11 protein-coding genes are annotated in these 12,312 nt (G+C 53.8%); 10 read left to right on the top strand and 1 reads right to left on the bottom strand.

Annotated elements, in window-relative coordinates:
- Positions 1-2: 2 nt before the first annotated feature.
- From cmk to ABVN36_RS10040, 10 genes are all read left to right on the top strand, one after another.
- Positions 3-686, top strand: coding sequence for a (d)CMP kinase (gene cmk, locus ABVN36_RS10085; RefSeq protein ID WP_000125007.1), 684 nt, complete (start codon positions 3-5; stop codon positions 684-686).
- Between the two features lie 113 nt (positions 687-799).
- Entirely contained in the window at positions 800-2,473 is a 1,674-nt protein-coding gene (rpsA, locus tag ABVN36_RS10080; RefSeq protein ID WP_000140324.1) for a 30S ribosomal protein S1, read from the top strand.
- Between the two features lie 155 nt (positions 2,474-2,628).
- A complete protein-coding gene (gene ihfB, locus ABVN36_RS10075; RefSeq protein WP_000167332.1) occupies positions 2,629-2,913 on the top strand; it encodes an integration host factor subunit beta in 285 nt (94 codons plus the stop codon).
- 229 nt (positions 2,914-3,142) lie between these two features.
- Positions 3,143-5,407, top strand: coding sequence for a ComEC family protein (locus tag ABVN36_RS10070; RefSeq protein ID WP_023138539.1), 2,265 nt, complete (start codon positions 3,143-3,145; stop codon positions 5,405-5,407).
- Between the two features lie 36 nt (positions 5,408-5,443).
- Entirely contained in the window at positions 5,444-7,192 is a 1,749-nt protein-coding gene (gene msbA / locus ABVN36_RS10065) for a lipid A ABC transporter ATP-binding protein/permease MsbA (protein WP_000551246.1), read from the top strand.
- The gene (gene lpxK, locus ABVN36_RS10060) at positions 7,189-8,166 is read left to right on the top strand and encodes a tetraacyldisaccharide 4'-kinase (RefSeq protein ID WP_023138538.1); all 978 of its coding nucleotides are present in this window, start codon (positions 7,189-7,191) and stop codon (positions 8,164-8,166) included. The genes msbA and lpxK overlap by 4 nt, the downstream gene beginning before the upstream one ends.
- Before the next feature lie 43 nt (positions 8,167-8,209).
- Entirely contained in the window at positions 8,210-9,442 is a 1,233-nt protein-coding gene (locus ABVN36_RS10055; RefSeq protein WP_023138537.1) for a winged helix-turn-helix domain-containing protein, read from the top strand.
- A 51-nt stretch (positions 9,443-9,493) separates the two neighbouring features.
- Positions 9,494-9,676, top strand: coding sequence for a protein YcaR (gene ycaR / locus ABVN36_RS10050; RefSeq protein ID WP_000350061.1), 183 nt, complete (start codon positions 9,494-9,496; stop codon positions 9,674-9,676).
- Positions 9,673-10,419, top strand: coding sequence for a 3-deoxy-manno-octulosonate cytidylyltransferase (gene kdsB, locus ABVN36_RS10045; RefSeq protein WP_000011576.1), 747 nt, complete (start codon positions 9,673-9,675; stop codon positions 10,417-10,419). Before ycaR ends, kdsB begins: the two co-directional genes overlap by 4 nt.
- 210 nt (positions 10,420-10,629) lie before the next feature.
- Positions 10,630-11,523: a YcbJ family phosphotransferase gene (locus tag ABVN36_RS10040; RefSeq protein ID WP_000436894.1), complete on the top strand. Its 894-nt coding sequence runs from the start codon at positions 10,630-10,632 to the stop codon at positions 11,521-11,523.
- Here ABVN36_RS10040 and elyC read toward each other — a convergent pair.
- The gene (gene elyC / locus ABVN36_RS10035; protein ID WP_000899554.1) at positions 11,503-12,279 is read right to left on the bottom strand and encodes an envelope biogenesis factor ElyC; all 777 of its coding nucleotides are present in this window, start codon (positions 12,277-12,279) and stop codon (positions 11,503-11,505) included. The genes ABVN36_RS10040 and elyC overlap by 21 nt on opposite strands.
- Between the last annotated feature and the right edge of the window lie 33 nt (positions 12,280-12,312).

The following is a 12,312-nucleotide window of genomic DNA, read 5'->3' as shown; positions in this document are numbered from 1 at the left end:
AGATGACGGCAATTGCCCCGGTAATAACCATTGATGGCCCAAGCGGTGCAGGTAAAGGCACCTTGTGCAAAGCAATGGCGGAAGCATTGCAATGGCATCTGCTGGATTCCGGCGCGATATACCGCGTACTGGCGCTGGCGGCATTGCACCACCATGTCGATCTTGCCTCTGAAGATGCGCTGGTGCCGCTGGCGTCCCATCTGGACGTGCGTTTCGTCTCAACGGACGGCAACCTGGAAGTTATCCTGGAAGGCGAGGACGTTAGCGGCGAAATTCGTACGCAGGAAGTCGCGAACGCGGCATCCCAGGTGGCGGCATTCCCACGCGTGCGTGAAGCGCTTCTTCGCCGCCAACGCGCATTCCGCGAAGCGCCTGGTTTAATCGCCGATGGACGCGATATGGGGACCGTGGTCTTCCCGGATGCGCCGGTAAAAATTTTCCTTGACGCCTCCTCGGAGGAACGTGCGCATCGACGTATGCTACAGTTGCAGGAGAATGGCTTTAGTGTTAACTTTGAACGCCTTTTGGCCGAGATCAAGGAACGCGACGATCGCGATCGTAATCGCGCTGTAGCGCCGTTAGTTCCTGCTGCTGATGCATTAGTTTTGGATTCTACCCGATTAAGCATTGAGCAAGTGATTGAAAAAGCGTTACAATATGCGCGCCAAAAATTGGCTCTCGCTTAAATGCGACCGAATTTGTAGTACCCCCGTTGCAAAGGATTGACAGCGGGTATGTTAAACAACCCCATCCGGCACGGAGCCAGGTGGACGTTAAATATGAAACCTGAAGATTAAACATGACTGAATCTTTTGCTCAACTCTTTGAAGAATCCTTAAAAGAAATCGAAACCCGCCCGGGTTCCATCGTTCGTGGTGTTGTTGTTGCTATCGACAAAGACGTAGTACTGGTTGACGCCGGTCTGAAATCTGAGTCTGCCATTCCGGCTGAGCAGTTCAAAAACGCCCAGGGCGAACTGGAAATCCAGGTTGGTGACGAAGTTGACGTTGCTCTGGATGCAGTAGAAGACGGCTTCGGTGAAACTCTGCTCTCTCGTGAGAAAGCTAAACGTCACGAAGCATGGATCACGCTGGAAAAAGCTTACGAAGATGCTGAAACTGTTACCGGTGTTATCAACGGCAAAGTTAAGGGTGGCTTCACTGTTGAGCTGAACGGTATTCGCGCGTTCCTGCCAGGTTCTCTGGTAGACGTTCGTCCGGTGCGTGACACTCTGCACCTGGAAGGCAAAGAGCTTGAATTCAAAGTAATCAAGCTGGACCAGAAACGTAACAACGTTGTGGTTTCTCGTCGTGCCGTTATCGAATCCGAAAACAGCGCAGAACGCGATCAGCTGCTGGAAAACCTGCAGGAAGGCATGGAAGTTAAAGGTATCGTTAAGAACCTCACTGACTACGGTGCATTCGTTGATCTGGGCGGCGTTGACGGCCTGCTGCACATCACTGATATGGCCTGGAAACGCGTTAAGCATCCGAGCGAAATCGTGAACGTTGGCGACGAAATCAACGTGAAAGTGCTGAAATTCGACCGCGAGCGTACCCGTGTATCCCTGGGCCTGAAACAGCTGGGCGAAGATCCGTGGGTTGCTATCGCTAAACGTTATCCGGAAGGTACCAAACTGACCGGTCGCGTGACCAACCTGACCGACTACGGCTGCTTCGTTGAAATCGAAGAAGGCGTTGAAGGCCTGGTTCACGTTTCCGAAATGGACTGGACCAACAAAAACATCCACCCGTCCAAAGTGGTTAACGTTGGCGACGTAGTGGAAGTGATGGTTCTGGATATCGACGAAGAACGTCGTCGTATCTCCTTAGGGTTGAAGCAGTGCAAATCTAACCCGTGGCAGCAGTTCGCAGAAACCCACAACAAGGGCGACCGCGTTGAAGGTAAAATCAAGTCTATCACTGACTTCGGTATCTTCATCGGCCTGGACGGCGGCATCGACGGCCTGGTTCACCTGTCTGACATCTCCTGGAACGTTGCAGGCGAAGAAGCAGTTCGTGAATACAAAAAAGGCGACGAAATCGCTGCAGTTGTTCTGCAGGTTGACGCAGAACGTGAACGTATCTCCCTGGGCGTTAAACAGCTCGCAGAAGATCCGTTCAACAACTGGGTTGCTCTGAACAAGAAAGGCGCTATCGTAACCGGTAAAGTCACTGCAGTTGACGCGAAAGGCGCAACCGTAGAACTGGCTGACGGCGTTGAAGGTTACCTGCGTGCTTCTGAAGCATCCCGTGACCGCGTTGAAGATGCGACTCTGGTTCTGAGCGTTGGCGACGACGTTGAAGCTAAATTCACCGGCGTTGATCGTAAAAACCGCGCAATCAGCCTGTCTGTTCGTGCGAAAGACGAAGCTGATGAGAAAGATGCCATCGCAACTGTTAACAAACAGGAAGATGCAAACTTCTCTAACAACGCAATGGCTGAAGCATTCAAAGCAGCTAAAGGCGAGTAATCCTCTGAAACTTCGGGCCTTTTAGTCCGAAGTATAACGAGATTACTTGACAGATTGCAGGTTTCGGCCTGTAATCAAGCACTAAGGGCGGCTACGGCCGCCCTTAATCAATCTCACGGCTGCAGCCAATTTGCCTTTAAGGAACCGGAGGAATCATGACCAAGTCAGAATTGATTGAAAGACTTGCAACCCAGCAATCTCACATTCCCGCTAAGGCGGTTGAAGACGCGGTAAAAGAGATGCTGGAGCATATGGCCTCGACTCTTGCGCAGGGCGAGCGTATTGAAATCCGCGGTTTCGGCAGTTTTTCTTTGCATTACCGCGCGCCTCGTACCGGACGTAACCCCAAGACCGGCGATAAAGTGGAACTGGAAGGAAAATACGTTCCTCACTTTAAACCGGGTAAAGAACTGCGCGATCGCGCCAATATTTACGGTTAAGTTTTAACGCAAAACTTGAACCCGAAAAAAGCACCGTCAGGGTGCTTTTTTCATTTATACGCCGTCAGGCGCAAACGCTATTCGACCGAAAACTGGAAAACGTTTCGCATTTTTTGCTGCGTCTTACATTTATCAGGTAAAAAACCTGGAATCCGCGCCGTATAGCACAAAATCCCCTCCAGACAATGGCGTCCTGAACCTGCACACTTTCCCGCACAGGGAGGTGTCTATGAAGATAACGACGGTCAGCGTATGCGTAGTATGCGGAATACTTCCGCTCATGATATTGCCAGTATTACCTGACACGTGGATTCTCGCGGTGCTGTTTTGTCTGGCATGTTTGCTTTGCCTCATACCCCATCACTATGCGCGCTACGCGGCATTAACTTTGCTCTTTTTCATGTGGGGGATATTTGCCGCCAGGCAGGCCATCTGGGCGGGAAACGTCCTGCCCGCCGCGACGCAGGAGGCGACAGTCGTCATTACTGCCACCGATCATATGACCACTCATTATGGGCGAATCACCCATTTGCGTGGAAAGCCGCTCTTTCCTGCTGTAGGGATTGTCCTGCATGGCCAGTACTTACCCACGGAAGTGTGTGCCGGGCAACAGTGGGTGATGACGCTGAAGGTCAGAGCGGTACACGGACAGCTTAACGAAGGCGGTTTTGATAGCCAACGTTACGCGCTGGCGCAGCACCAACCGTTGACCGGGCGTTTTCTACAGGCTAAAGCGATTAACCCTGAGTGTAGCTTGCGTGGGCGCTATCTTGCTTCGCTTCGCGCTACGCTTGCGCCTTATCCGTGGCAGCAGGTTATTCTGGCGTTGGGAATGGGGGAGCGGGGAGCGGTGTCGCAGGAGGTGAAGGCCGTTATGCGCGATACGGGGACTGCCCATTTGATGGCGATTTCCGGCCTGCATATCGCTTTTGCCGCGTTATTGGCTGCCGGATTAATCCGTGGCGGACAATTCTTTTTGCCGGTCAGATGGATTCGTTGGCAGACGCCATTGCTGGGCGGCATTCTTTGCGCGATATGTTATGCCTGGCTTACCGGCTTACAACCGCCTGCGCTGCGCACGGTGGCGGCACTGAGCGTCTGGGGAGGATTAAAACTAAGCGGACGACAGTGGAGCGGCTGGCAAGTCTGGTGCTGCTGTCTGGCCGCGATTATTTTCGCCGATCCTGTGGCGGTTATATCACAAAGTCTTTGGCTGTCAGCATTTGCGGTTGCCGGCCTGTTATTCTGGTATCAGTGGTTTCCTGCGCCAAACGGAAATTTTCCACGGGGCTTACGCTGGTTGCTTAACCTGCTTCACCTACAGGCAGGCATTACACTTCTGCTTTTGCCTCTCCAGGTGGCGCTTTTTCATGGCATAAGCGTTACCGCAATGCTGGCGAATCTTTTTGCCGTACCCTGGGTCACATTTGTGACGGTTCCACTCATCCTGGCGGGAATGATTCTGCATTTAACCGGGCCGTTTTTTCTTGAAGAGTGGGTATGGTACCTGACCGATCGCGCGTTAGCCGCGCTATTTTACCTGTTGAATGCTTTACCGCAGGGCTGGGTGAATATTGATAACCGTTGGCAGTGGCTGACGTTTTTGCCCTGGCTAATGCTTATCGCGTGGCGATTAAACGTCTGGCGTACCTGGCCGGCGGTCTGTTTATGCGGGTTATTGTTGATGGGCTGGCCACTCTGGCGGCCGATAAACGCCAGCGGATGGCAGGTGCATATGCTGGATGTCGGTCAGGGGCTGGCGATAGCGATCGTCAGGGGCGATAAAGTAATACTCTACGATACCGGTCGGGCATGGCCGGAGGGCGACAGCGGGCAACAGGTTATTATTCCCTGGTTGCGCTGGCATAATCTGACGCCGGAGGGCGTTATTTTGAGTCATGAGCATCTGGATCATCGGGGCGGGCTGCGTTCGCTACAGCAGGTCTGGCCGTCAATGTGGATTCGCAGCCCGTTAGGCTGGCAGGGACATTTGCCCTGTTTTCGCGGCGAGCAGTGGCAATGGCAGGGGCTAACGTTTCAGGCGCACTGGCCGTTACGCGAAAGTGCCGATCGAGGAAATAACCGCTCCTGTGTGGTCAAAGTAGATGATGGCGTACATAGCATCCTGCTCACGGGCGATATCGAAGCGGGCGCTGAACAAAAAATGCTAAGTCGTTACTGGCGACATCTTACGGCGACGTTTATCCAGGTGCCGCATCATGGTAGTAATACGTCGTCGTCGTTACCATTTATTCAGCGCGTACATGGTGAAGCGGCGCTGGCGTCCGCATCGCGCTATAACGCATGGCGGCTGCCGTCCCGCAAGGTAAAACAGCGCTACCGACAGCAGGCGTATCAGTGGTTTGATACACCCCACCAGGGGCAAATTTCGCTGCTGTTTTCTCCGCAGGGCTGGCGCATACAAGGCTTACGGGATCAAATTTTACCTCGCTGGTATCATCAGTGGTTTGGCGTGTCCGAGGATAACGGGTAGAATATGCGGCTATTTCAACAAATGCTGGTTTTTTGAATGCATAACGATAAAGATCTCTCTACGTGGCAGACCTTCCGCCGACTGTGGCCAACCATAGCGCCTTTTAAAGCAGGTCTGATCGTGGCGGGCATAGCGTTAATTCTCAACGCAGCCAGCGATACCTTCATGCTATCGCTCCTCAAGCCATTACTGGATGATGGTTTCGGTAAAACGGATCGCTCAGTGTTGCTGTGGATGCCGCTGGTGGTTATTGGGCTGATGATATTACGAGGCATCACTAGCTATATCTCCAGCTACTGTATTTCATGGGTGTCAGGCAAGGTGGTAATGACCATGCGCCGTCGCCTGTTTGGCCATATGATGGGAATGCCCGTCGCCTTCTTTGATAAACAGTCTACCGGTACGCTGCTGTCGCGTATTACTTACGATTCAGAACAGGTTGCCTCTTCTTCATCTGGCGCGCTGATTACCGTGGTGCGTGAAGGGGCATCGATCATCGGATTGTTTATCATGATGTTCTATTACAGCTGGCAGCTGTCGATCATCCTGGTTGTTTTAGCGCCGATTGTGTCGATTGCGATTCGCGTTGTCTCAAAGCGGTTCCGCAGCATCAGTAAAAATATGCAGAACACGATGGGACAAGTGACTACCAGCGCTGAACAAATGCTGAAAGGACACAAAGAGGTACTGATTTTTGGCGGTCAGGAAGTCGAAACTAAACGCTTTGATAAAGTCAGCAATAAGATGCGACTGCAAGGCATGAAAATGGTCTCTGCCTCGTCAATTTCCGATCCTATCATTCAGCTCATTGCCTCGTTGGCGCTGGCGTTTGTCCTCTATGCTGCGAGCTTCCCAAGCGTAATGGATAGCCTGACGGCTGGGACCATCACCGTGGTGTTCTCCTCTATGATCGCGCTGATGCGTCCATTAAAATCGCTGACAAACGTTAACGCGCAGTTCCAGCGTGGGATGGCGGCTTGTCAGACGTTGTTTGCGATTCTGGATAGCGAACAGGAGAAAGATGAAGGTAAACGTGTCATTGACCGCGCGACCGGCGATCTCGAATTCCGCAATGTGACGTTTACTTACCCGGGCCGTGAAGTGCCGGCATTGCGTAACATCAATTTGAAAATTCCTGCCGGGAAAACCGTGGCGCTGGTGGGGCGTTCCGGATCGGGTAAATCAACTATCGCCAGTCTGATCACCCGTTTCTACGATATTGATGAAGGACACATCCTGATGGATGGTCACGATCTACGCGAATACACTCTGGCCTCTCTACGTAATCAGGTGGCGCTGGTTTCGCAAAACGTGCATCTGTTTAACGACACGGTCGCCAATAACATTGCTTATGCCAGGACGGAAGAATACAGCCGCGAGCAGATTGAAGAGGCGGCGCGCATGGCCTATGCCATGGACTTTATCAACAAGATGGATAATGGCCTGGATACCATCATCGGCGAAAACGGCGTACTGCTTTCCGGCGGTCAGCGCCAGCGTATCGCGATTGCCCGCGCCTTACTGCGCGACAGCCCGATTCTGATCCTTGATGAAGCTACGTCCGCGCTGGATACCGAATCTGAACGTGCGATTCAGGCAGCGTTGGATGAGCTGCAGAAAAACCGTACCTCTCTGGTGATTGCACACCGTCTCTCCACCATCGAACAGGCGGATGAGATCGTTGTAGTCGAAGATGGTATTATCGTTGAGCGCGGCACTCATAGCGAGTTGCTGGCGCAACACGGCGTTTACGCCCAGCTACATAAGATGCAATTTGGCCAATGATTGCGCGTATCTGGTCGGGTGAATCCTCGCTATGGCGGTTACTGCTGCCGCTCTCCTGGCTGTATGGCCTGGTGAGCGGGGCGATTCGTCTGAGCTATAAGCTTGGTTTGAAACGCGCCTGGCGAGCGCCAGTACCGGTGGTTGTGGTAGGGAATCTTACGGCTGGCGGTAACGGTAAAACCCCCGTAGTCATTTGGCTGGTGGAAAAGCTGCAACAGCGTGGCGTGCGCGTGGGGGTCGTTTCCCGCGGCTACGGCGGGAAAGCCGCCGCTTATCCGATGCTCCTGACGCCGGAGACGACAACCGCAGAAGCGGGAGATGAACCGGTATTGATTTATCAACGGACCGGCGCGCCTGTCGCGGTGGCGCCTGAACGCGCCGCGGCGGTGAAAGCGATTCTGGCGGCGCATAATGTGCAGATTATTATCACTGACGATGGGTTGCAGCATTACCGACTCGCGCGAGATATTGAAATTGTGGTGATTGACGGGGTGCGCCGTTTTGGCAACGGCTGGTGGCTTCCTGCCGGTCCTATGCGCGAACGCGCCAGTCGCCTGAAAACCGTAGACGCCGCTATCGTGAATGGCGGCGTCGCCCGGGCGGGCGAAATCCCCATGCAGCTAGCGCCTGGACTGGCGGTGAACTTACGTACGGGAGCGCGTTGCGATGTGGCGCAACTGAGCAATATTGTGGCGATGGCGGGCATCGGTCATCCGCCGCGCTTTTTCGCCACGCTGGAAGCCTGTGGCGCGCATCCGCAAAAGTGCGTTCCGCTGGCCGATCATCAAACGCTCGCCCCTGCTGACGTTCAGGCGTTGGTCGGTGAAGGGCAGACCCTGGTAATGACGGAAAAAGACGCGGTGAAATGCAGTGCTTTTGCCGAAGATAACTGGTGGTTCTTACCGGTTGATGCGCGTTTGTCCGGTGAGCAGCCTGATAAGTTGCTTGAACATATCACCTCGCTGGTTCGCTAGCGTACCCCAATGCAGCGGCAGTGATGAATTTATGGAGTCATGAATGTCATTGCCGTACCTTTCTCTTTCCCAGGCCCGTTGTCTTCACCTTGCTGCGCAGGGGCTATTGAAAAAGCCGCGCCGTAACGCGCTGCCTGGCGATGTTCTTGCCGCCATCTCACGCATGGCGTTGCTGCAAATTGATACCATCAATGTTGTCGCACGTAGCCCCTATCTGGTGCTGTTTAGCCGTCTCGGTTCGTACCCGCAGGCCTGGCTGGATGAGGCGCTGCGACGCGGCGAGTTAATGGAATACTGGGCGCATGAGGCCTGTTTCTTACCACGCCGCGACTTTAAACTTATCCGCCATCGTATGCTGTCGCCGGAAAAGATGGGCTGGAAATATCGCGCGGCATGGATGCATGAGCACGCGGAAGAAATAGAACAGCTAGTGCGGCATATTCAGGAGCACGGTCCGGTGCGTTCTGCCGATTTTGAACATGCGCAGAAAGGCGTCAGCGGCTGGTGGGAATGGAAACCACATAAACGCCACCTTGAGGGTTTATTTACCGCCGGAAAAGTCATGGTTGTTGAGCGGCGTAATTTTCAACGTGTATATGATTTAACGCCCCGTGTGATGCCGCACTGGGATGATGAACGCGATGGACTGTCACAGTCGCAGGCGGAAAACCTGATGCTGGATAATAGCGCGCGCAGTCTGGGGATTTTCCGTGAACAGTGGCTGGCGGATTACTACCGCCTGAAACGTCCTGACCTGAAGGGATGGCGGGAGAGCCGGGCGGAACAGCAGCAGATTATTCCGGTCGAGGTGGAAACGTTGGGGCGGATGTGGCTTCATGCCGATCTTCTTTCGCAGCTGGAACCGGCGCTGAATAACGCCTTAAAGGCGACCCATAGCGCAGTACTGTCGCCTTTCGATCCTGTGGTATGGGATCGCAAGCGGGCAGCGCAGCTCTTCGGATTTAGCTATCGGCTGGAATGTTATACGCCCGCGGCGAAGCGCCAGTACGGTTATTTTGTGCTGCCGCTATTATACCAGGGCCGTTTAGTCGGGCGAATGGATGCCAAAATGCATCGTAAAACGGGGGTGCTTGAGGTTATCTCGCTGTATCTGGAGGACGATATTCGCCCTGGCGTTAGTCTGCAAAAAGGAATCTGGCAGGCGATTAGCGCGTTTGCTGCCTGGCAACGGGCATCGCGCGTGACGCTGGGACAATGTCCGCCAGGCCTGTTTAGCGCCATGCGTCATGGCTGGGAAATAGACCCTGCACCATAACTGATTATGTTAATATTGAAGGATTCACAATCCGGTCCATCTGGAGGAACTATGGATCATCGTCTGCTTGAAATCATCGCCTGCCCGGTATGTAACGGCAAACTCTGGTATAACCAGGAACAGCAAGAATTAATTTGCAAACTGGATAATCTCGCTTTCCCGTTACGCGACGGCATTCCTGTATTGCTGGAAAATGAAGCTCGCGCCCTGACATCTGATGAGAGTAAATCATGAGTTTCGTCGTCATCATTCCGGCCCGTTTTTCATCTACCCGACTGCCAGGCAAACCATTAGTGGATATTAATGGTAAGCCCATGATTGTTCATGTCCTGGAGCGGGCGCGCGAATCTGGCGCGGAACGCATTATTGTCGCGACCGATCATGAAGACGTGGCTCGTGCGGTAGAAGCGGCTGGCGGCGAAGTGTGCATGACGCGCGCCGATCACCAGTCCGGCACCGAACGGTTGGCGGAAGTGGTAGAGAAGTGCGGATTCAGCGACGATACCGTTATTGTGAACGTTCAGGGCGATGAGCCGATGATCCCGGCGGTTATTATTCGCCAGGTCGCGGAAAATCTGGCGCAGCGCCAGGTTGGCATGGCGACGCTGGCGGTGCCGATTCACAGCGCCGAAGAAGCGTTTAACCCGAATGCGGTAAAAGTCGTGCTGGATGCTGAAGGCTATGCGCTTTACTTTTCCCGGGCGACGATTCCCTGGGATCGCGATCGCTTTGCAAAAAGTCTGGAAACGGTAGGGGATACTTGCCTTCGTCACCTGGGCATTTATGGCTATCGCGCGGGATTTATCCGCCGTTACGTGAGCTGGCAACCCAGCCCGCTGGAACATATTGAAATGCTGGAGCAACTCCGTGTGCTGTGGTACGGCGAAAAAATTCATGTCGCTGTCGCCAAAGCGGTGCCCGGCACGGGCGTAGACACCGCCGACGACCTGGAGCGCGTGCGCGCTGAAATGCGTTAACATGATCCTGTTCATGATCGTCTTAGACGGTCATGAACAGCGCGGTATGATAGCGCAAAGATGAATACTCACGTCTGCTCATCAGTGACGGCTTTCTCGTACCGTTACGATTTTCCTCATTTTTCTTTTCTTCCCTTGATCTGATACGGGTGACATCTGTCCATACGACGCTCATTATTAAAGCAGTAGCACTAATGGGGGTAATCTGGAATGGAACAGTTGCGGGCCGAACTCAGTCATTTGTTGGGTGAAAAACTTAGCCGTATAGAGTGCGTGAATGAGAAAGCGGATTCCGCATTATGGTCATTATATGACAGCCAGGGAAATCCGATGCCGCTGATGGCGCGAAGCTTTACCACTCCCGGCGTTGCGCAGCAACTGGCATGGAAAACCTCAATGCTGGCGCGTAGCGGTACGGTGAGGATGCCGGTAATCTATGGCGTATTGACGCATGAAGAGCATCCTGGTCCGGATGTGCTGCTACTGGAACGACTGCGCGGCGTGCCGGTCGAGGCGCCGGCGCGCACTCCGGAACGCTGGGAACAGCTAAAAGATCAGATTGTCGAAGGATTGTTAGCCTGGCATCGGCAGGATAGCCGCGGTTGCGTTGGCGCCGTAGACCATACTCAGGAGAATATCTGGCCTTCCTGGTATCGTCAGCGGGTGGAGGTGCTGTGGACGACGCTGAATCAGTTCAGCAATACTGGTCTGACGATGCAGGACAGACGCATTCTGTTTCGTACCAGAGAATGTCTTCCTTCGTTATTTGAAGGGTTTAACGACAACTGCGTACTGGTGCATGGCAACTTCTGCCTGCGCAGTATGCTTAAAGACGCCCGTAGCGATCAGCTTCTGGCGATGGTCGGCCCCGGGCTGATGCTGTGGGCGCCGAGAGAGTTCGAACTGTTTCGCCTGATGGATAATCCATTGGCGGAGGGATTGCTTTGGCATTATCTGCAACGCGCGCCAGTGGCGGAGTCCTTCATCTGGCGGCGTTGGCTCTATGTGCTGTGGGACGAGGTTGCGCAATTGGTCAATACCGGACGTTTTAACCGTACCAATTTTGATCTGGCGGCGAAATCATTACTCCCCTGGCTTGCCTGATATGCCTTTCAGCCATTGCCAAAGTCGCCCTAATGTTTCATACCCAGCGCGATCGCTGTGCATCAGCCAGACCGGGGACGGAATTGCCCGCTCCCAGGGATTGAGCGGCGAATCGATCGCTAACTGATTCGCCGGCGCGGGAAGCGGATTCAGCCCGGCATGCTGAAAGAAAATCATCGCACGCGGCAAATGCGAGGCGGAGGTTACCAACAGGAAAGGGGCGTCGCCGATGGCCTGCTTAACGGCGGCGGCTTCTTCTTCCGTATCTTTTGGCTTATCCAGCGTAATAATATCGCTACGCGGTACGCCCAGCGACTGCGCCACCCGCGCACCGACTTCCGCCGTGCTTACCGTATTGGTTTTTGCTACGCCGCCGGTAAAAATCAGCCTGGCTCCCGGATTCGCGCGCCACAGCCGAATGCCTTCCGCCAGCCGCGGTAAGCTGTTGTTAATTAAATTAGAGCTCGGCGCCCACTGCGGGTTCCAGGTATAGCCGCCGCCGAGAACCACAATATATTCCACCTTTTGCGGACCCTGCCAGGTAGGGTAGCGGTTTTCTATCGGACGCAGTAAATGGTCGGAAACGGGTTGCAGGCTTAATAGCAATAGCGCCAGCCAACCTACGCTGATAAATACTTTTCCGGTCTTCTGAAAGCGGCTAAACCAGAGCAGCGCCAGGCCGACGCCAATGATCAGCAACATCAGCGGAAGCGGCAATAACATACCGCCAATCACTTTCTTTAGCGTAAAAAGCATCCTTTTTGGTTCCTTTTTTAACCATATAGCGGA

Source organism: Salmonella sp. SJTUF15581, assembly GCF_043356775.1.
Classification (GTDB): domain Bacteria; phylum Pseudomonadota; class Gammaproteobacteria; order Enterobacterales; family Enterobacteriaceae; genus Salmonella; species Salmonella enterica.
Note: the sequence above shows the minus strand (reverse complement) of the source record. Positions and strands in the feature narration are given on the sequence as shown.